Origin of the sequence: Chitinimonas sp. JJ19, assembly GCF_036961565.1 — a bacterium.
Taxonomy (GTDB): domain Bacteria; phylum Pseudomonadota; class Gammaproteobacteria; order Burkholderiales; family Chitinimonadaceae; genus Chitinimonas.
Genome location: NZ_JBAMDD010000007.1, coordinates 68,526 through 87,091, shown reverse-complemented (window position 1 = coordinate 87,091; position 18,566 = coordinate 68,526). Strand labels below are relative to the sequence as shown.

19 protein-coding genes are annotated in these 18,566 nt (G+C 61.5%); 9 read left to right on the top strand and 10 right to left on the bottom strand.

Going from position 1 to position 18,566, the window contains the following annotated elements; translation table 11 throughout:
• Positions 1 to 17: 17 nt before the first annotated feature.
• From V7714_RS10540 to V7714_RS10530, 3 genes are all read right to left on the bottom strand, one after another.
• Positions 18 to 755 carry a DUF6585 family protein gene (locus V7714_RS10540; protein WP_335709683.1) on the bottom strand — a complete coding sequence of 246 codons (738 nt, stop codon included), beginning with the start codon at positions 753 to 755 and terminating at the stop codon, positions 18 to 20.
• A gap of 300 nt (positions 756 to 1,055) precedes the next feature.
• Positions 1,056 to 1,709, bottom strand: a complete 654-nt coding sequence (locus V7714_RS10535) for an SOS response-associated peptidase (protein ID WP_335709682.1) — start codon at positions 1,707 to 1,709, stop codon at positions 1,056 to 1,058.
• Positions 1,710 to 1,721: 12 nt separating this feature from the next.
• Positions 1,722 to 2,081: an HU family DNA-binding protein gene (locus V7714_RS10530; RefSeq protein WP_284197916.1), complete on the bottom strand. Its 360-nt coding sequence runs from the start codon at positions 2,079 to 2,081 to the stop codon at positions 1,722 to 1,724.
• A gap of 243 nt (positions 2,082 to 2,324) precedes the next feature.
• On the opposite strand from V7714_RS10530, the gene V7714_RS10525 reads away from it, so the two are divergent.
• From V7714_RS10525 to V7714_RS10505, 5 genes are all read left to right on the top strand, one after another.
• Entirely contained in the window at positions 2,325 to 2,690 is a 366-nt protein-coding gene (locus tag V7714_RS10525) for a hypothetical protein (RefSeq protein ID WP_335709681.1), read from the top strand.
• A gap of 163 nt (positions 2,691 to 2,853) precedes the next feature.
• Entirely contained in the window at positions 2,854 to 4,062 is a 1,209-nt protein-coding gene (locus tag V7714_RS10520) for a Yip1 family protein (protein ID WP_335709680.1), read from the top strand.
• A gap of 194 nt (positions 4,063 to 4,256) precedes the next feature.
• Positions 4,257 to 5,405 carry a hypothetical protein gene (locus V7714_RS10515; RefSeq protein ID WP_335709679.1) on the top strand — a complete coding sequence of 383 codons (1,149 nt, stop codon included), beginning with the start codon at positions 4,257 to 4,259 and terminating at the stop codon, positions 5,403 to 5,405.
• A 19-nt stretch (positions 5,406 to 5,424) separates the two neighbouring features.
• A complete protein-coding gene (locus V7714_RS10510; protein WP_335709678.1) occupies positions 5,425 to 6,150 on the top strand; it encodes a 3'-5' exonuclease in 726 nt (241 codons plus the stop codon).
• A gap of 56 nt (positions 6,151 to 6,206) precedes the next feature.
• The gene (locus V7714_RS10505) at positions 6,207 to 6,428 is read left to right on the top strand and encodes a hypothetical protein (protein ID WP_335709677.1); all 222 of its coding nucleotides are present in this window, start codon (positions 6,207 to 6,209) and stop codon (positions 6,426 to 6,428) included.
• Between the two features lie 18 nt (positions 6,429 to 6,446).
• On the opposite strand, the gene V7714_RS10500 is transcribed toward V7714_RS10505, so the two are convergent.
• Positions 6,447 to 7,316 (bottom strand): ParA family protein, encoded by an 870-nt coding sequence (locus tag V7714_RS10500; protein ID WP_335709676.1) that lies wholly within the window; start codon positions 7,314 to 7,316, stop codon positions 6,447 to 6,449.
• 289 nt (positions 7,317 to 7,605) lie between these two features.
• Here V7714_RS10500 and V7714_RS10495 point away from each other — a divergent pair, with 289 nt between their 5' ends.
• From V7714_RS10495 to V7714_RS10485, 3 genes are read left to right on the top strand one after another with little or no spacing between them, the layout of a single operon-like run.
• Positions 7,606 to 9,606: a DUF1800 domain-containing protein gene (locus tag V7714_RS10495; RefSeq protein ID WP_335709675.1), complete on the top strand. Its 2,001-nt coding sequence runs from the start codon at positions 7,606 to 7,608 to the stop codon at positions 9,604 to 9,606.
• 1 nt (position 9,607) lies between these two features.
• Complete coding sequence (locus tag V7714_RS10490; RefSeq protein ID WP_335709674.1) at positions 9,608 to 10,969, top strand: DUF1501 domain-containing protein; 1,362 nt, start codon at positions 9,608 to 9,610, stop codon at positions 10,967 to 10,969.
• 11 nt (positions 10,970 to 10,980) lie between these two features.
• Positions 10,981 to 11,511 (top strand): c-type cytochrome, encoded by a 531-nt coding sequence (locus tag V7714_RS10485; RefSeq protein ID WP_335709673.1) that lies wholly within the window; start codon positions 10,981 to 10,983, stop codon positions 11,509 to 11,511.
• A 46-nt stretch (positions 11,512 to 11,557) separates the two neighbouring features.
• Here the strand turns inward: V7714_RS10485 and aspS are convergent, their stop codons facing one another.
• On the bottom strand, positions 11,558 to 13,318 hold the full coding sequence (gene aspS / locus V7714_RS10480; protein ID WP_335709672.1) for an aspartate--tRNA ligase: 1,761 nt from the start codon (positions 13,316 to 13,318) through the stop codon (positions 11,558 to 11,560).
• A 321-nt stretch (positions 13,319 to 13,639) separates the two neighbouring features.
• Between aspS and V7714_RS10475 the strand changes: the two genes are divergently transcribed.
• Positions 13,640 to 14,137, top strand: a complete 498-nt coding sequence (locus tag V7714_RS10475; protein ID WP_335709671.1) for a hypothetical protein — start codon at positions 13,640 to 13,642, stop codon at positions 14,135 to 14,137.
• Here the strand turns inward: V7714_RS10475 and V7714_RS10470 are convergent.
• From V7714_RS10470 to V7714_RS10450, 5 genes are all read right to left on the bottom strand, one after another.
• Complete coding sequence (locus tag V7714_RS10470; RefSeq protein WP_335709670.1) at positions 14,110 to 14,655, bottom strand: protein-tyrosine phosphatase family protein; 546 nt, start codon at positions 14,653 to 14,655, stop codon at positions 14,110 to 14,112. The genes V7714_RS10475 and V7714_RS10470 overlap by 28 nt on opposite strands.
• Positions 14,652 to 15,197 carry an RNA 2'-phosphotransferase gene (locus V7714_RS10465; RefSeq protein ID WP_335709669.1) on the bottom strand — a complete coding sequence of 182 codons (546 nt, stop codon included), beginning with the start codon at positions 15,195 to 15,197 and terminating at the stop codon, positions 14,652 to 14,654. The genes V7714_RS10470 and V7714_RS10465 overlap by 4 nt, the downstream gene beginning before the upstream one ends.
• A gap of 63 nt (positions 15,198 to 15,260) precedes the next feature.
• Positions 15,261 to 16,298, bottom strand: coding sequence for a bifunctional nicotinamide-nucleotide adenylyltransferase/Nudix hydroxylase (locus V7714_RS10460; protein WP_335709668.1), 1,038 nt, complete (start codon positions 16,296 to 16,298; stop codon positions 15,261 to 15,263).
• Positions 16,299 to 16,304: 6 nt separating this feature from the next.
• Positions 16,305 to 16,874, bottom strand: a complete 570-nt coding sequence (locus V7714_RS10455; RefSeq protein WP_335709667.1) for an NADAR family protein — start codon at positions 16,872 to 16,874, stop codon at positions 16,305 to 16,307.
• Positions 16,875 to 16,883: 9 nt separating this feature from the next.
• Entirely contained in the window at positions 16,884 to 18,566 is a 1,683-nt protein-coding gene (locus tag V7714_RS10450) for an NAD+ synthase (protein WP_335709666.1), read from the bottom strand.

Genomic DNA, 18,566 nt, shown 5'->3' with positions numbered 1-18,566 from the left:
GTGGCCTGCCGTGCAGGCTATGCCAAAGCGGCAAGCAGGGTAAAGGCATTGGGTATCTTATGCACCGGCAGGCGTATGGCGTTGAGGAGCTTACCTTTCTGCTTGATCAGCAGCTTGCCCCGTGCAACCGTGATTTTCTCTATCTGATTGCGGGGTAAGGTCAGGCCTTGGTACACCAGGGTGTCACGCTGCAGGGTAAGGAGGCCGAAATGCACCGCCCGGCCTTCACTCAGGTGTTTCAGGGCTGTAGGGGTAATGGTGTTGCGCTCAAATGCGACCAGACGTTGGTGCAGCTCAATGATGCCGCGGATATTGCTGTTGAGTTTGAGCTGGCCCTGGTTCTGGCCATCACTCAGGTGGATGCTGATATGCATCGAATTTGCATCGACCTTATCCTGCGGCGCGATTTCCAGCAGGCGATCGAGTGCGACGCTGCTGTCGTTGCCCGCCATATGGATCAACTGGTGGCGTATCTTGGTGTGCTCGTCGAGCTTGATGGATTTTTCGCCCAGCAAGGAGGAAACGCTGATGCGATCACCATGGTAGGTGACGCGTTTGCTGTGGTGAAACACCCAGATGAATACCAGCAAGGCCAGGCTGAGACTGCCTAGTGTGATGCTGATGCCCTGTTCTGACCAGGGTTGGCCAAGATTGAGACTGACATAGAGTTCGCCGAAGCAGAACATGAAGACGGTGCCTAGCACCAGGGTGGCCATGGCGCGGGCCATATAGGTCATGGAATAGGTAGTTTGCATGAGATGGGAACAAGGATGGAAGTGGATAATGTGCGGCTCGGGTATGCCGCCTACCCAGCGCGGGCAGGCTGACAGGACGGTAAGCGCTTGTGGGGCCGCGCGCAATGGCCGTAGGCGGGTAGGGCGGCTCTTAGCCCTGGTGTGGGGCCTTGCGGCATGCCCGCACGGTGCAAGAGCCCTGCGGCAGCAAGCGCTGGTGGAGCTGAGGGCTAGCTTGAGACAGCGGGGCCCGCTTGGGCTGCTTGTGTACTCCAGGCAACAGCGCGCGGCGGCGGCTTGCGGGCAGGACGGCCTGGGCGGCTAGAACAGGCTGAGGGTCTGCGGTTGCAGCGGTGCTGCCTCGGCCTCGAAGCTGGCCAGGGGCATCAGGCTGAGGAAACTGCGGGCGGTTTCGCTGTCGGCTTGCAGCCAAGCATCGTATTGAGCGGGGGGAACCACCACCAGGGCGCGTTTTTCGTCGTTGGGACGATGGAACTGGCCCATCAATGGATGGCCATCAGCGTTAATGGTGAGCAGCGAAAAGGAGAGCAGATCCTGGCCATCGCGGCGCCATCTGTCCCAGATACCGGCGGCGGCGAAGCTGTTGCCATCGCGCTGCTGCAGGCGCCAGCGCTGTGCCCGGCCGCTGTGGTAGCCCGGTTCATAGAAGCACTGCATGGGCACCAGGCAGAATTGCCGCTTATGCCAGGCATGGCGGAAACTGGGCTTTTCGCCCACGGTTTCGGTTCTGGCATTGTAGGTATGGCGACCGATATGGCGGTCGCTGGCCCACGCTGGTATCAATCCAAAACTGGCAGCCAGGCATTCACGCGAGTGCGCGCTGGCCTGGCTGAGCCGGATGATGGGTGCAGCATAGCTGGGGTAGACCTCTTCCACCCAGTCCTCGTCGGGCGGTATTACCTCGAACGCGTCGGTAAGCCGCTTGGGCGCAACAGGGCGGAAGTTGGTACACACGCTAACCGGCTATTACTTCTTCTTGGCGGGCTTCTTGGTGGCCTGGGCGGCAACAGCAGCCTTGAAGGTGGCACCTGGGGTGAACTTGGGCACAACAGTGGCGGCGATCTTAAGCTTCTCGCCAGTACGTGGGTTCTTGCCTTCGCGTGCGGCGCGGGGCAGGGATTTGAAGGTACCGAAGCCTACCAGCGTCACGGTGTCACCTTCGGCGACCGCTTGGCTAACGGCTTCAATGAACGCATCCAGGCTGTTACCGGCGGCTGCCTTGCTCAGGTTGGCCTTGTCTGCGATGACATCAATCAGTGCTTGCTTGTTCATGCTTATGCCTCTGTCTGCTGTGGGTAAATGCCGGCCGTGCCTGCCACGGCCCAGGGACAGTCTAGTGGAAGATTTGCGTTTGTGCCTATCACTTCATGCGTAAAAGCGCATCAGTGCTGGCTTGCAGCGCTTTCGACACACCTGGGGCCGGTTTGGGCAATATTTGTGGCAGGCATTTGCGAATGTCATAGACCTTGGCACAATGCGGGTCAAATTAATATCCAGCCCACCTTGTTGCCGGTATCCACTGCGGCAGGCATGGCCTGGGTTCCTTGTTCCTGAGGAGGAACCGTAGCAATGAACGACCCTTTGCAACAGCAGGCTAGCTTGCCTGCTGGCGGTGCGCGCCAGGCCGACGCCGAGCGCTTTTCGCACCATTACACCCGCACCCAGGCGCGTGCTGCCCTGGTGGCGGAATTTACCCGGCGCTGGCCGGAGCGGCCGCTGGTCAAGCCGAGCCGCACACCGATTGCGCCCTTGCACCCGACGCTGATGCGACGGGAGGAGGCGCCCCTGCCAGTACAGGCTGCGGCCATACCTGCCTTATCGCAGCCGCCAGCCTGGCGTAGCTGGCGCATGCTGGCCGAGATGAGCATGGCCGGCATGGCGGGGTTTATGGGTGGTCTGGTGCTGTTTGGTGCGGTGCTGCGCGCAAGTGCCTAGCGTATTTAGGGCATGCAAGGCACGGCTGGGTAGTAGCAGGTGGTAGGGTGGTGCTAGCACCATGACACTCAAGCGGTGTAGGGAATAATGCAGTTTGTATCTTGCGGGCAGATGGGCTAACACTCACGGGTTCGCTTAACTTTCATTCCATAGGAATTCGCTGATGAACTTGGTTCAACGTGTACAGGGCATCTTGCTCAAACCCAAGGAGACTTGGCCGGTCATCGATGCCGAATCGGCCACCGTCGCGTCCATCTACAAGGAATACCTGCTGATTCTGGCCGCCATACCGGTGATTGCCAGCTTCATCGGCATGTCCTTGATCGGGGTAGGGGGCTTTGGTATCAGCATACGCACGCCCATTGTGGCAGGCCTGGTGCAGGCTGCGCTGACCTATGGCCTGTCGCTGCTGATGGTGTATGTGCTGAGCTTGATCGTCGATGCACTGGCCCCCAGCTTTGGCGGTACCAAGAACCCGCTCAATGCCTTCAAGGTGGTGGCTTTCAGCATGACCGCCAGCTATGTGGTCGGCATACTCAGCATTGTTCCCATGCTGGGCATGCTGGGTATCCTGGGCGCTCTCTATGGCTTCTATCTGCTCTACCTGGGCCTGCCAGTGCTGATGAAGAGCCCGGAAGACAAGGCCATAGGGTACACCGCTGTGGTGGCCGTCATCGGCTTTGTGGCTTCCATCATCATTGGCGTCATCGCCAGTGCAGTGACTGCGCCCTTCGTGCTGATGGGCGCGTCCAGTGCCATTTCGGTGGATACGCCGGATGGCAAGCTGGCCATCGATACCTCCAAGCTGGAAGCCATGGCCAAGCAGATGGAAGAGGCCGGCAAGAAGCTGGAAGACGCGCAGGCTTCGGGTGATACGGCGGCAGCGGGTGCTGCCCTGGGTGCCATGGTCAGCGGTGGCGGTACGCCAATTGCCAGCCAGGAACTGAAGGCCTTCCTGCCCGAGAACATCGCGGGTCTCAAGCGTAATTCGGTGGAAGCCGAGAGCAATTCGGCCATGGGTTTTTCGGTGTCGACCGCCAAGGCGGCCTATGGTGATGACACCCGTAGCCTGCGTCTGTCGATTACCGACCTGGGCGGCGCTGGTGGCCTGATGAGCCTGGCCGCTTGGGCCAATGTCACGTCCGACAAGGAGACCGATACGGCCATCGAGAAGATCTACAAGGATGGCCAGCGCACCCTGCGTGAGGATTACCAGAAGGATGGCAGCCGTGGCCAGTTCAGCGTGGTGCTGGCCAATGGCGTGATGCTGGAGGCCGAAGGCAACCAGGTGGATATCGCCCTGCTCAAGCAGGCGGTGGTTAGCGTGAACCCGGACAAGATCGAGGCGCTGCAGCGCCCTGCCAAGCAGTAAGCAGGCAGCCTCTATCCAAGCCAGTTGCGGCTAGCCCCGTAACTGGCTTTTTGTTTGTTGGCGGTTCTGGCACTGCCCTTTATGCTGGGCATACATCCTGTGGCCGCTTATCGGTCCACTCCTCATTAACACGCGTCCCCAGCCACCTCGTTTCGTGGCCTTACGGGTTGCTTGACGCTCCTGAAAGGATGCACATGCGCCGTCTTGCTCTTATTCTGCTGGGATCGCTTTGCTCAGCTTCTGTCGCTGCCGCTAACTTTGATTTTCAGTTTGTGGATGCGGAGAACACCTTCGCCCAGCGTGGCTGGATGGACAGCAGCTCCTTGTTTCAACGTAATTTCCGGGCGGCGGGCGTCCTGCTGGGGGCAGCTATTGCGTCTGACCAGACCATCAAGGTTGAGGTGCGGGCGGACGCCAATACGGCACGCTTTGGTGGTGGCCTGAACTTTGGCCTGGACCGTGGCCTGCAACAGGGGCTGCATGTGCTGGAGCCGGGCGCATTGACCCGCGTGCTGGGGGGCGTGCGCACCAATACACCGGATATTGTTGTCACCGTCAATGCGGCGTTCTCGGATCAATGGTACTGGCCGGATACCCAGCCGGAGACACGCAGCGGCGTGGTGCCGCAGGGCAAGACGGATCTGATCTCCATCGTCATGCATGAACTGGTGCATGGCCTGGGTGTGTCGGCCCGACGCAGCTTCGATACAGCGACGCTGGGACAGTATTACGACAATGTACGCATCCCCTATGACTTGCTGACGCGCTTTGCTGGCAATGGACAGCCCTCGGAGAATGGCATCTATAACCAGCTGGAGTTCTTTGGCCCTGAAACAGTGCTGACCAATGGTGGCCCGCTGAAGCTGACCTACCTGCCGCCAGGCAGCCGGGAGTTCAGCCAGAATTTTTCGCACATAGGCGATTGCAGCGATGCCTTGCCATACCGGACTACTCTGATGAATGGCTGTAGCGTGCCGGTTGATGGCAGCCGCCTCAAGCTGACGCCGTATGACCTGGGGCTGATTGCCGATATGGGCTACCCGGTGCGCTCGGTGTTTTTTGCCGATAGCGGTATTCTGAGCACGGCGGTGAGGCTGGATGGCGTGATGTATGGTGCGCGCCTGCAGCGGGTGGATACGCAGGGTTATGAATTTGACCTGATCGGTACCAGCCTGAGCAACCGCGCCGAGAGCGAGGCCAGCTTCGACAGCACTAGCGGCACCTTGACCATGAACAATCTGACCATCAACGATAGCCCACAGCGCTATAGCGTGATGATGAAGCTGGTGCCGAACGTCTCCAATCTACGCTTCAGCCTGCATAGCGCGACCTTGTTACCCTGATTTATCCTTGAAACTGAATATGCGATCTCCCCGTACCCTGATCAAGACCCTGCGACGTTGGCTGGGTTTGCCGACGCCGGCGACAACCCATACCACGGCCGCACCGGCCGCCGTGGCCAAGCCACCCAGGCACAAGCCGCAGGCACCCTTGCGCACCTATGACAAGGCTGCCATACAGGCCATGCCGGAGTTTCCCGGCCTGCAGCGGGAGGCTATCGTGGTGGTGGAAGATGAAGCCGGCGCCGCGAGCGCTTGCGCTGTGCTGCAGGCTGCCGGTGTGGTGGGGTTTGATACCGAGTCCAAGCCTACCTTCAACAAGGGCGAGCAATCGCAGGGCCCACACCTGATACAGCTATCTACGGCAGGGTGTGCGTATCTTTTTCCGGTGCGCAACAACCAGGTGCCGGCCGCCCTGCGTGAGCTGCTGATGTCGCCCAAGGTCATCAAGGTGGGCTTTGACCTGCGTTCCGACAAGGCCCAGATGGCGGCGAATCTCAAGCTACACTGCCAGGGGATAGATGATCTGGTCAGCGTGTTCCGCAAGCAGGGTTATCGCAATACCATCGGTGCGGTGCAGGCAGTGGCCATCCTGTTCGGGCAGCACTATCGCAAGTCCAAGAGTGCCAAGATGTCCAACTGGGCGGCGCCCCAGCTGAACGACAGCCAGCAGCGCTATGCCGCCAATGATGCCTATGTGGCCTTGCGGGTTTACCAGGCCTTGCGCGAAAAGGCCCAGCGGCGCTAGCGCAGCGCCAAGGTGTAGGTGTCTGGCGTCGGCTTTTCAATCTGCCAGGGGTGGGCATGCTCAAATTTGGATTCCGCATCAGAACCAAAACCGGGGCCGTGGTGGATAACCTAGTGATACAGGCCCATGACCTGGCTCATGCCGAGGCCAAGCTGCTGCAGATGTACCACCATGCTACCGTGCTGGAAGCCAAGCCCTTGGATGACACCCCGCGCGGTGAAGGGGTGGACCTGGAAAGCGCCATCTCGCTGATCATCGGGCGCGACGACACGCGCTAGCTGGCAGCAGCCTGCTGCTCATGTCCCGGCTATCTTCGCCGCCTTGGCCGGTTTGGTCAGCAGCCGGCTCAGCAGCGCCTGGGCCTGCGGGTCCTGCACCGCCAGGCTGGGCGTGGTCTGGGCTGGTAGAAAACCCAGTTGCTGCAACTCCTCGTACAGGCCCTGGTAATCCTGCGCACCCCGGCTATTCGGTGCATGGGCAAACACATCGCGGTTGGCATAGGGGCTCTCGGCCAGCGCCACATTCTCGTGTATGCGGGTGGTACACACTTCTGCGCCAAAGTGTTCACGCATGGCGCGGTCTATATCCCAGGACATGCGGCGACGGCCATCAAACCGGGTAATCACATAGCAGCGGGCAATTCGCTGCTTCAGTACGGGCGCCAGGGCATTCAGGGTTTTCTCGACCTGCATGGCGCTCTTCATGGCCAGGTAGTCGGCAGAGACTGGAACCAGCACCCGGTCCGCCGCAAATATCGCTGATAGCGACAGCACCCCCAGCATGGGCGAGCAATCGATCACTACCGGCTGGCTACCATGGAGCAGGTGCTCGCGTTGCAAGCCCAGCCGCAGGCGGTTGAGGATATTGGGGCCTTTGCCGAACTGGGTATCGACCTTGGCCAGTTCCAGGTGCGCCGCAATGATGCTGCCCCTGCCTGCGACGGCAAACTGCAGATCAGCCAACTGCCTGTGGTCGCGATAGAAGGCGTAAATACTGCTGGCGGAATCGCTAGGCGTGATGCCCGACAGGGCGGTCAGATGGCCTTGTGGATCCAGATCAATGGCCAGCGGGGCGTGGCCAGCACGCGCCAGGGCCGCTGCCAGATTGAGGGCTGTGGTGGTCTTTGCCACACCACCTTTCTGATTGAAAACCGCAAGGCAAGCCATGGTTTGATCCCGTTTGGCTGACTGGGCCTTTAGTTATCTGTAGAAATCAAACACTTAGCAAGTTTATTTAATGCATCGCTATAAAGGCTGCCCAAACCGCGCCTGCCTGGCAGGTGACAGACGGTGGTCTGGGTACGACAGAATCATTTGTCATAAGTGCGCCTCGGAAGGCATTATCAACACATTGTCATAAACTTTTACCAATCTCCGCTGTCGCCATCGCCCCGCCTGGGCATAAATTGGCTGTGGTTTCGGATTGGACCTTGCGTAAGGCGCAGTGGAGGCAGCAATGAATACAGGATGGATACGATGCGGTGTGGCATTGATACTGTTGGGCACCTGCCATGCTGCAGGCAAGCTGGGCCAGTTTGAAGCCAAGGGTAGCTATACCGGCACGCCGGCCAACCTGACGCTGTCGGCAACGGTCGAGCCGGCGCCGCAGGACAAAGGTGCTGCAGGGGGCATCTATGTTGCTGCCCTGGTGCAGAACGACTGGCTGGTGCTGGGGCCTACCGGTTGGGTGCCTTCCACCATGGGCTTCCCGGCTTATCGCACTGGCCCGTTGGCGAATACCGCTGTCCCGGTGCTCAGCAATCTGGATGTGGCCGCCATCGAGTGCGCCCAGGTGTTTGCAGGCTATGGCCGCACCCTGGACGCCATGGTGGGTGAGATGACCTACCGGTCCATCTACCAGGTGCCGGCACTATGGCCCCGTACCACACCGTTGCCCTGCAGCAGCATGGCGGACGCAGATGCTGCACGCTTTCTCAAGCAGGCTACATTCGGCGCGACCGAGGCAGAAATTGCCAACCTGAAGCAACTGGGCCTGGCGGCCTGGATCAATGCCCAGTTTGCATTGCCGGCAAGCCGCTATCCCAATCTGCCGGAAACCCCGTCCTCGCGCCCGGCAGACTGCGACAATATCTGCGGCCGCGATAAATACAGCCTGTTCCCGCTGCAGACCACGTTCTTCAAGAATGCCCTGACTGCGCCGGATCAACTGCGCCAGCGGGTAGCGTTTGCGCTGTCGCAGATCATGGTGGTCTCGGGTAACGAGATCAATATGGCCTACAGCTATGCGCCCTATCAGAACATCCTGGTGGACAACGCTTTTGGCAATTTCCGGGACATCATGACCCAGGTGACGCTGAGCCCGGCCATGGGGCGTTACCTGGACATGGTCAACAACGGCAAGCCATCGTCAGCATCACAGCAGGCCAATGAGAATTACGCACGGGAGCTGCTGCAGCTGTTCACCATCGGCCTGTACCAGCTGAACCAGGATGGCACGGTGGTGCGGGACGGCAACGGCCTGCCCGTACCCAGCTACGACGAGGAGATGGTACGCAAGTTTGCCCTGATCCTGACTGGCTGGACCTACCCGGTAAAACCCGGCGCGGCGCCGGCCAAGTACAACCCCAGCTATTACCTGGGCCCCATGGTGGCTGTGGCCACCAACCACGAGAACAGCAGCAAGGCCCTATTCAATGGCTATGTATTGCCGGCCGGGCAAACGCCGGAGAAAGACCTGGCCGATGCCTTGGACAATCTGTTCCTGCATCCCAATGTTGGCCCCTTTATCGGTAAGCAGCTGATACAGCACCTGGTGACCAGCAACCCCAGCCCGGCCTATGTCGCCCGCGTGTCGGACGCCTTTGCCAATAATGGCCAGGGGGTGCGCGGCGATCTGAAGGCCGTTGTGCGTGCCATCCTGCTGGACCCGGAAGCCCGTGGCGGCATGCGTGGCGAGGTCAATTACGGCCATCTGCGGGAGCCGGTACTGGTGGGTACCCAGCTGTTGCGGGCACTGGGCGGGCAGAGTGATGGCGTATGGTTGATAGGCCAGAACCGCAGCCTGGAACAGAACGTGTTCAACTCCCCCTCGGTATTCAACTACTACCCGGCTGATTATGCGCTGGTGGATGGGACCGAAGCCCCCCAGTTCGGTATCTACAACACCAACACCGCCATCGCCCGGGTAAACCATCTGTACAGCATGATGGTCTCGGCCACTGCCACCGGCAATGTGATCACCCCCGGCAAGCCCGACACGACGGTGGTGGGTGCCACCGGCACCTCGTTCGATCTGAGCCCATTGGTTGCGCTGGCGGGCGACCCTGCCAAGCTGGTGGACAGGCTCAATGTGCTGCTGTTGCACGGCACCATGCAGCCCACCATGCGGGACCTGCTGGTCAAGCAGGTGACGGCTGCCGGTACCGACCCGCTGGTACGCACTCGCACGGCTATCTATCTGACGGCCGCCTCAACTGCTTTCCAAGTGGAGCGCTGACATGAATATGACCCGCCGTGACCTGATGCGCGCTGCCATGCTGGCGGCCTCGGCCAGTGGATTTGGCTGGATGAAGGCCCTGGCTGCCCCGGCCAGCGATTACAAAGCCCTGGTTTGCGTCTTTCTCAATGGTGGCAACGACGGTAACAACCTGATCGTGCCACTGAATACCGATGAATACGCTGCCTATGCCACTGTACGCGGCGGCCTGGCCTTGCCCAAGAGCAGCGACACGCCGAATACTGCCCTGCTGTCACTGGGGGCGCCCAAGTCCCAGCCCGGCCGCGAGTTTGGCCTGCACCCGGCACTCTCGGCCTTGCTGCCGATGTGGCAGCAGGGCAAGCTGGCGATGCAGTGCAATGTGGGTTCGCTGGTGGCGCCGCTGACCATGGCCGAATACAAGGCCAACCGCAATCGCCCCTACAGCCTGTTCTCCCATTCTGATCAGCAGGCGCAGTGGCAGACGGCCGAATCAGAAGAAGTCGGGCGCACCGGCTGGGGCGGCCGGCTGGCCGATGCCGCCTTGGGCCTGAATGGCGGCGTGACCATTCCTTCGCTGATATCGCTGTCGGGTTCCACCCTGTTTGGTGTGGGCAGGCGCACGTCGCCGCTGGTCTCGCCCGCCAGCGGCAACTTTGGCCTGAGCGGCACCGGCACGTCGGCTTCGGCCAAGGCCCGTACCGAGGGCATTGCTGCACTGCTGGGCATGGACCGCAACAATATCCTGGCCGCCGCTGCCAACAATGCCCTGGGTACGGCGCTCAATAGCGCCGCCATCATCAGTCCCATCATCAACAATGGTGCGGCTGGTGTGGCCACCCATTTCACCGGCCTCACCGGCAACTTCAATGCGCAGTTGCTGGCGGTGGCCAAGCTGATCGAGGCGCGGGCAACCATAGGGCTATCGCGGCAGATATTCTTTGTGCAATTGGGTGGCTTTGATACCCATAGCAACCAGATCAGCGCGCAGGACGGCTTGTTTGCGCAGTTGGGCAACAGCCTGGCGGCCTTTTACAAGGCCATGGAGGGTTTGGGCCTGGCCAACCAGGTGACTGCCTTCACCAGCTCGGATTTCTCTCGCACGCTACGGCCAGCTTCTGGCGCGGGCAGCGATCACGCCTGGGGCAACCATCACATGGTGCTCGGTGGCGCGGTCAAGGGCGGCGACTTCTATGGTGCCTTCCCCACCCTGGCACTCAAGGGGCCGGATGATATCGACGGTGCCGGTCGCTGGCTGCCCACCACCTCGATAGACCAGTACGCCGCCACCTTTGCCAGATGGTTTGGTGTGGCCGATAGTGAGTTGACCACGGTATTGCCTTATCTGTCGCGCTTCAACCAAACCCATATGGGCTTTCTGTGAAACAGCAGCGTATGACGACCCCAGTACTGCGTACCGCCTTGCTGGCCTGTGGGCTGGCTGGCTTGGCGCTGCCTGCCGGCGCCGGCAGCGTGGATATAGGCCGCACGCGCTATCTGGAGAACTGCCTGGTCTGCCACGGCATGCCACCCGATCAGTTGAGCAATCCCTCGGTATTGGCCGGCACCGATGCGCCGGCCAATATCCGCCATGCCATCAACACCCAGGTGCAGATGCGCCATCTGGCACCGTTGACCGATACCGACCTGGCCAATATCGCCACTTTCCTGGGCAAACCGCTGACCACCGATGCCGACCGCACCTTTGATTGGGGCGAAACGGCCTACCCGGAACTGCTGGCACCCGCCAAGGCCAAGTCGGCCGTATATGACGGCTATTACTACCGCTATTACTCGACCACCAACGTCTACATCGGCATCAAGAATGGCCGGCTGTATTTCCTGGATGGCAATGTCCCTGGCGAGCCGCTGGATCTGGCGCCAGCCGATTACTACCTGGGCCAAGCCGAGGCGGCAGGTTTCTGACCGGTAGCCTGCGGTAGCAGGCTACCGGGTGGCTTTGAACAGGCTCTTAGCCAGGGCGCAGGCCCAGTTCCCGCCATCGGGTTGCGGGTATGGCAGCCGGCGCATGCATCAGCAGGTCTTCGCCGTTGGCTGCCAGCGGGAAGGCCACGACTTCGCGCAGGTTGCTGCTCTGGGTCAGCAGCATCACCATGCGGTCTATGCCGGGTGCGGCACCACCGTGCGGCGGCACGCCGTGGCGGAAGGCAGCCAGCATGCCGCCGAATTCCTGTTCTACCTGTGCAGGCTGATAGCCGGCCAGCCTGAAGGCCTCAATCAGGGTCTCGGGCTCATGGTTGCGGATGGCGCCTGAGCAGAGTTCTATCCCGTTGACCACGATATCGTATTGCTGGGCCGTGATGCTGAGCGGGTCTTGCTCGCGAAGGGCCGCCATGCCGCCGTGGGGCATGGAAAAGGGGTTGTGGCAAAAACCCACCTTGCCGTGTTCATCCAGCTCGTACATGGGGAAGTCCACCACCCAGGCGAAGCGGTAGTCGTGTGGGTCAACAGGCAGCAGCGGCATCAAGGCCTGGCGCAGGGCTCTGACTGTTTGTGCGACGGCGGTCTCCTGGCCTATCAGCAACCACAGCTGGGCACCATCTGGCAGTGCGGCTGCGCCCGCCAGTTGCAAGGGGGCGGTGGCGGGCAGTTGTTTCCATAACCCGCCGCCCCAACCATCATCCTTACGCACGCCATGTATCACGGTCACACCCTCGCAAGCGGCCTCGCTGGCGATGCGCTGGCCCCAGCCACGCGTCTGGCTGGCGCTCTCTGCAACGGCAATGACGCGGGCGGTGGTGCCGGCCGGTAGTAGCTGCGGGGCGTGCTGCTGCAGCCAGTTCTCGGCGCCTTCGGCTGTCCATGGATAGCGCAGGTCGGGCTTGTCGCAGCCATAGCGGGCCATGGCCTCGCGGTAGGGGATGCGCGGCCAGGGGCCAGGTGTGATGCGGGCCGCTGTGTCGCCAGCCAGGAAGACCTGGGGCAGTACCCGCTCCATGACGCTGAAAACTTCTTCCTGGTGGGTCCAGGCCATTTCGAAGTCTAGCTGGTAGAACTCGCCTGGCGATCGGTCGGCGCGGGAGGCTTCATCGCGAAAGCAGGGCGCAACCTGGAAGTAGCGATCCAGCCCGGCAGCCATCAACAACTGCTTGAATTGCTGGGGGGCCTGGGGCAGGGCGTAGAACTTGCCGGGATGCACGCGCGACGGCACCAGGAAGTCGCGGGCACCCTCGGGGCTGGACGCGGTGAGCAAGGGTGTCTGGATTTCCAGAAAGCCCTCGGCCTTCATGGCGCTGCGGCAAGCATCGATAACGGCGGTACGTACCCGTAGGCGTTCCAGCATGTCGGGCCGGCGCAGGTCCAGATAGCGGTAGCTGAGGCGCAGCCGCTCGTCGGCACGGGCGAAGTCGCTGAGCGGTGTAGGCAGCGGCGCGGCACGGCTGACGATATGGGCGCTTTGCAGGACGACCTCCACCTCGCCCGTAGGCAGACCGGCGTTGCGGGTGGCGGGGCTGCGCGCAACCAGGGTGCCGACGATGTATAGCGTGCTCTCCACTGGCAGGTGCTCCAGCTCCTCAAACTGCGGGTGCTGGGCATCGACCACCAGTTGCACCCGGCCACTGCTGTCGCGCAGATCGAGAAACAGTACGCCGCCATGCGAGCGCTTGCCGTTGAGAAAGCCGGCCAGCCGCACCTGTTGATCCAGGTTGGCAAGACGCAGGCTGCCAGCGGCATGGCTACGATAGCTTGGGTAGTCGGTATGGCTTTGCATGGTAGGGCTCCTGATAAAGGACGAAAAAAAGCGAGGGGGCCTTTCGGCCCCCTCGCTGGAATTTGGTGTCGGCTGTATGTTAGCCGGGTCGGTACTTCGCTACACCAAACGCCATCGCGACAAGGGCCTGAGGACCGTTGTCGTTGCGATTATTATTGGCAGCAAGGAGGGCGAAGTGGGAGTACATGTTTTTTATCGTGGCCTAAACCGGCGTGGTGCGCAAGGGGTGTGTGAGATGAGGCGGAGCAATCCCTGGGGGCTTCAGGCTAGCGGGCGTGGTGTGGGCCTGTTTGGCGCAAGCCATTTACGGGGAGCCTAACCATGCCCTGCACCTTGCGTCGTAGCCTGACTGCCGGAGAGCGCCAGTTGCTGGGGAGTGTGTTTGGCCGCGCGCTGGACTACGACCGGATACGCATCTGCTCACTGGGTGCCATGCCGGGTGCCGCTGCCACCGTGCTGGGTTGCCATATCAGCTATGCGGCCGCCTGGTACAGGCCGGATTTTGCCCTGGCGGAACTGGCCTTGCAGGCGCTCCTGGTACACGAGGCCACCCATGTGTGGCAGTACCAGCAACGCAGGCAGACAGGCTATACCACGCCACTGAAGGCGGCCTGGGAGCATCTTCGATACGGCCGGCAAGGGGTTTACGACTACAGGCTGGCGCCGGGCAAAGCCTTGTGCGACTACCGTTACGAACAACAAGGGCGTCTGCTGCAGGATTACTACCTGCTGAAACACGGTGCGGCACCGGCAGCGGCACCGGATAGTCTGGCCGACTATGAAGCGGTGATCTACCGATCCATCCGCCGGGATGCTTGAGTGACCTTGCCAGGCCACTCGGCTACCCAGGCCTGCTGTGCGGCTGTCTCGGGGGAGTGCGGCAGCCGCGCGGACTTGGCCACGGTAGCCCAGTGCGCCTGCAGGGTATGCAGGGCGGTGGCCGGGCTCATGCCTTGTTCAATCAGGTAACAGCCAATGACGGTGCCGGTACGGCCTACGCCACCCCAGCAATGCACGTAAACCCGCCGGCCCTGCTCCAGGGCGGTGGTGATGGCATCGAGTATGGCGCGCATTTGGCTGGCAGAGGCGGGGACCGATTTATCGGCAATGGCAAAGCGTTGGTGGATGATATCGGCCCCAGCGGGCAGCAAGGGCTGGTAAGGGGCCAGTTCGCCGTCTTCGGTCAGGTCGATGAAGTGATTGATGCCTGCCGCCAGGTAGGCAGCCAGCTTGGCCGTGGAGCTGCCGTCGTCTTTATCCCTGGGGTACTCGCCAGCCAGCAAGCTGCCGGGTAGTACCCAGTAGCTGTTGGCGTTGGGGCGTGCCGGGGCGTTCATGCGGCGAACTCGATATAGGCTACCGGCACATGGCCGGTGAGCCAGACGCCGTTGGCCGAGCAGTAGAAGGCATGGCCGGTGTTGTGCAGCGCCAGGGCCTTGATGCGCAGTATGGTGGGTTTTCCGTGCCGTTCGCCGACATTGATGGCGGTTTCCGGCTGGGTGGACAGATGCACATGCTGGCGAGAACCCGGCTTGAGGCCATCCCGTCGTATCTGCTCGACAAAGCGGGTGGCGGTGCCGTGGTACAGCACTTCGGGCGGCGTGACAGGCTGCAGGCCCAGATCGATATCGACCGAATGGCCCTGGTTGGCGCGTATCCGGCCTTGTGCCTCATCCAGGGCAAAGCGCTGCTTGTCGTTATTGGCGACCACTTCGCGCAGCAGCGGGAGGTCCAGTTTTCTGCCCTTCCGGGCTGCGCAGCTAATCAGTTCGTCCAGATCGGCCCAGCCGTTCGCGTCCAGCGTCAGGCCGATGGCATCGGGTTGATGGCGGAGCACCAGGCTCAGGAATTTGCTTGTGTGTTTCAGATCGTTCTTCATGGTTTTATTGTTCTTTGTTAGGGGGTCAAACAGGCTGGAGCGAGAGCTTGTTTGTGGGCATGCCTAGCCTGTTGATGGTCGGTTGGGGTCTATCAGCTTCAGAAAATGGTCGAGGATGATGAAATGGTCCTCGAACAGTTGCTCTTCCATGCTGGCCAACTGGTCTATTGCTACCCAGCGGGCGGCCGAGGCGTCGTCTGCCGCCTGCATGGGGGGTAGGTCGGCCAGGGGCAGGGCATAGTAGTAGGCGTGGGTGAGGGTACGGCCGCGCAGACTGCGCTCGGGGTGATCGAACAGGGCCTGGCCTTGCAGGCTGGCTTGCAGCTCGGTGTCGGCTAGTGTCAGGCCGGTTTCTTCGCGTAGTTCGCGTAGGGCTGCCGCAGCCACCCGCTCGTGCTGATCCAGAAACCCCCCGGGCAGCGCCCAGCTGCCTTTGCCCGGTTGGCCGCCTCGCTGTATCAGCAGCACCTTGTCGCAGCAGCGCACCACGGTATCCACGGTGACAAACACCGGCGGGAAGGGGGCCTTGGCCCAGGCTTGCTGGTAGTCCTGCAGGTAGCGGTATTCGGCCAGCAGGCTGGCAAAGGCCGGGCTGTCGGCAAAGGCTTGCAAGGTATGGCTGACCGGCGCTGGCAGTTGAGCGGCAATAGCCTGAGTATCACCTTCTGCCTCAAACCACTGGCGCCGCAGATCGGTGGCGTTGAGGCCTGCCACATTGTCGGTGTGTACCAGCGGCCAGTCGGGGAAGTCGTGCAGGTAGCGCGAGCTATGATCCTTGACATGGCCGAACAGTCCGAGCGTTTCACCAGGCTGTGTCACTGCCGCCACGCCCTGGCGCACGGCCTCGGCCCAGCGCGCACCGTTGTAGTAGTCGCGCATGGGCACAAAGCGCACCCTGTCGGCATCGGCGCCCAGGCTGGCACGTATCATGGCTTCGCGCTCGGCCACATTGAAGGGATTGCGCACGCTGCGGGGCCGGAAGGCCGAGCCCAGCACCAGTATCAGCGAGGGTGCCAGTGCCAATGCCTGCCGTATCAGCGCCAGATGGCTGTTATGCAGGGGTTGGAAGCGGCCTATGTAGACCAGGGTGTCGAACGACATAGCAAGCTATCCATTCCTGAGTTGTTCACGTGCCTGCATCAACGCAAAGCCGAGCAGGTTGGGGCCTTTCCAGCGGGCCGGTTGCTCAATATGTGGATGGTCGGCCGCAAGGCCAATGCCCCAGATGGCATCCACGGGGCTGGCCTCGACCAGCACCCGTTCGCCAGTATCGAGCAGATAAGCCAGATGGGCCGGGTTCTGAGCAAACTTTGCCAAATTGCCTTGCGTGACGACGTCAAAACGGGCGTCACGCCAGCGCGCTTCGTCATAGTTGACGATCTGCCGACCTAGTTTCTTTGCTTCGGCAGGGTTGCCTGCCTGGATGATTTGGGCGGCGATGGCGGTGTCCCCAAACAGCAGGGCCTTGCGCATCATCATGTAGTGCTCTGCAGTGGCATAGCGTATGCCGTCCAGCTCAAATGCAAGGGGATACCACTGGCTCAGGCAGCTCTTGTCGATAACGCCCGGCGCACTGGGCGTGTGCCCCCAGAATGGCAAGTACTTGAGTTTTCTTGACCCGGCTTGGGCGATCAGTTCCGCCAGCAGGGCGGACTCAGTTGGCGTGAGTTCAGTCATGATGTGTGTTCAATATTGCGCCGCAATTGGCATCTGCCGCCCATTGCCAAAGGCGCGGTTGCGCACCCGGATGATAGGTGGGGCCTGGCGACGCTTGAATTCGGATTTGGCGATCAGCCCCAGCACCTTGGCTATGGTGTTGCCGCCGCCAAGGGCTTGCATGCCGGCCACAAAGTTGCGGGCAGAGGTGTATTCCTCGGGACGCAGGCGATGGCCTTCGATATGTAGCTTGAGGATCTCGTCCAGCACCGGGTAGGGGGGCAGGGAGTCGCTGTCCTTCTGGCCTTCGGACAATTCGGCCGAGGGTTCCTTGTCGATGATGGCCTGCGGTATCAGCTCGCGGCCATGGCGGGCGTTGTAGTGGCGTGCCAGGGCGAACACCTCGGTCTTGTAGAGGTCGCCTATGATATTGAGGCCGCCATTGGTATCGCCATACAGGGTGCAGTAGCCCACCGATATCTCGGACTTGTTGCCGGTGGTCAACAGCAGGTGGCCGAAATGGTTGGAGTATTCCATCAGAATGGTGCCGCGTATGCGTGCTTGCAGGTTCTCTACCGTCAGGCGTGATGGTGCTGGGCCGAAGGCCGCCTCGAACTGGCCACGATAGCCGCCTACCAGCTCGGCTATCGGATGGGTGAGCAGCTTGACCCCCAGGTTCTGGCACAGCAGGGCCGAGTCGCTGACACTGCCGCTGCTGGAGTATTGCGAGGGCATGGTAATGGCGGTGACGTTGTCCGGCCCCAGGGCGTCGGCAGCCAGTGCCAGGGTGAGGGCGCTGTCTATGCCGCCGGAGCTGCCGATGACGACCTGCTTGAAGCCTATCTTGCGGGCGTAGTCCTGCAGGCCCAGGACGATCTGCCGGTAGTAGAACTCGCTGTCTGCCATGGCGGCGCTGACGGCTTGATCCAGCATGCGGCCATCGTGGTGGAAGTCGCCGTCAAAGCCCAGGGTCTGTACGGCTTCCTCAAACAGTGGCAACTGGTGCACCACACCGTGGCGGGGGTGGACGGCAAACGAGCCACCATCGAACACAATCTGGTCATTGCCACCCACCTGGTTGATGTAGACCAGGGGCAGCTTCCAGTGCTGTGCCACACCGGTAAACAGGGCGTGCCGCTGCTCGGGCTTGCCCACATTGCTGGGGCTGGCATTGATGCTGACGATCAGGTCCACCCCGGCTTGCGCCAGAGTCTGCACCGGGTCGATGGCGTAGTCGGTGCCCTGCTGGTTCCAGGCATCCTCGCAGATGACAAAGCCCAGCCGCTGGCCTGCCACGGTGAGGATGGCGGCCCGGTTCGGGCCGGGCTCAAAATGCCGACGTTCGTCGAAGATATTGTAGGTAGGCAGCAGTTGCTTGTGATACTGCAGCACGATCTGGCCTTGCTGCAGCACCAGCAGGCTGTTGTGCAGGGGCTTGCCCACGCCGGTGTTGGCGGTGGCGGCGCCAATGACCAGGGTGGCGCTGGTGTGGCGCGATTCGGCCAGCATGGCATCCAGCGCCTGCTGTTGGCGGGCCAGGAAGTCCGGTTCCTCCACCATGTCCTGCGGGTAGTAGCCCGACAGGCAGAGCTCGGAAAAAACGATCAGGTCGGCCCCCTGGGCCTGGGCAATGGCGGCGCGCATGCGGGCCAGGTTGCCGTCGAAGTCGCACAGCTTGTAATCGAGCTGGGCCATGGCGATCTGAATACGCAT

Excerpts from the sequence above, each read along its gene's own strand:
- aspS (WP_335709672.1), bottom strand. The coding sequence starts at position 13,318 with ATGCAAAGCCATACCGACTACCCAAGCTATCGTAGCCATGCCGCTGGC.
- V7714_RS10500 (WP_335709676.1), bottom strand. The coding sequence starts at position 7,316 with ATGGCTTGCCTTGCGGTTTTCAATCAGAAAGGTGGTGTGGCAAAGACC.
- V7714_RS10460 (WP_335709668.1), bottom strand. The coding sequence starts at position 16,298 with ATGTCGTTCGACACCCTGGTCTACATAGGCCGCTTCCAACCCCTGCAT.
- V7714_RS10490 (WP_335709674.1), top strand. The coding sequence starts at position 9,608 with ATGAATATGACCCGCCGTGACCTGATGCGCGCTGCCATGCTGGCGGCC.
- V7714_RS10505 (WP_335709677.1), top strand. The coding sequence starts at position 6,207 with ATGCTCAAATTTGGATTCCGCATCAGAACCAAAACCGGGGCCGTGGTG.
- V7714_RS10470 (WP_335709670.1), bottom strand. The coding sequence starts at position 14,655 with ATGAACGCCCCGGCACGCCCCAACGCCAACAGCTACTGGGTACTACCC.
- V7714_RS10485 (WP_335709673.1), top strand. The coding sequence starts at position 10,981 with ATGACGACCCCAGTACTGCGTACCGCCTTGCTGGCCTGTGGGCTGGCT.
- V7714_RS10475 (WP_335709671.1), top strand. The coding sequence starts at position 13,640 with ATGCCCTGCACCTTGCGTCGTAGCCTGACTGCCGGAGAGCGCCAGTTG.
- V7714_RS10510 (WP_335709678.1), top strand. The coding sequence starts at position 5,425 with ATGCGATCTCCCCGTACCCTGATCAAGACCCTGCGACGTTGGCTGGGT.
- V7714_RS10540 (WP_335709683.1), bottom strand. The coding sequence starts at position 755 with ATGCAAACTACCTATTCCATGACCTATATGGCCCGCGCCATGGCCACC.
- V7714_RS10450 (WP_335709666.1), bottom strand. The coding sequence starts at position 18,566 with ATGCGTATTCAGATCGCCATGGCCCAGCTCGATTACAAGCTGTGCGAC.
- V7714_RS10495 (WP_335709675.1), top strand. The coding sequence starts at position 7,606 with ATGAATACAGGATGGATACGATGCGGTGTGGCATTGATACTGTTGGGC.
- V7714_RS10520 (WP_335709680.1), top strand. The coding sequence starts at position 2,854 with ATGAACTTGGTTCAACGTGTACAGGGCATCTTGCTCAAACCCAAGGAG.
- V7714_RS10455 (WP_335709667.1), bottom strand. The coding sequence starts at position 16,874 with ATGACTGAACTCACGCCAACTGAGTCCGCCCTGCTGGCGGAACTGATC.
- V7714_RS10465 (WP_335709669.1), bottom strand. The coding sequence starts at position 15,197 with ATGAAGAACGATCTGAAACACACAAGCAAATTCCTGAGCCTGGTGCTC.
- V7714_RS10525 (WP_335709681.1), top strand. The coding sequence starts at position 2,325 with ATGAACGACCCTTTGCAACAGCAGGCTAGCTTGCCTGCTGGCGGTGCG.
- V7714_RS10515 (WP_335709679.1), top strand. The coding sequence starts at position 4,257 with ATGCGCCGTCTTGCTCTTATTCTGCTGGGATCGCTTTGCTCAGCTTCT.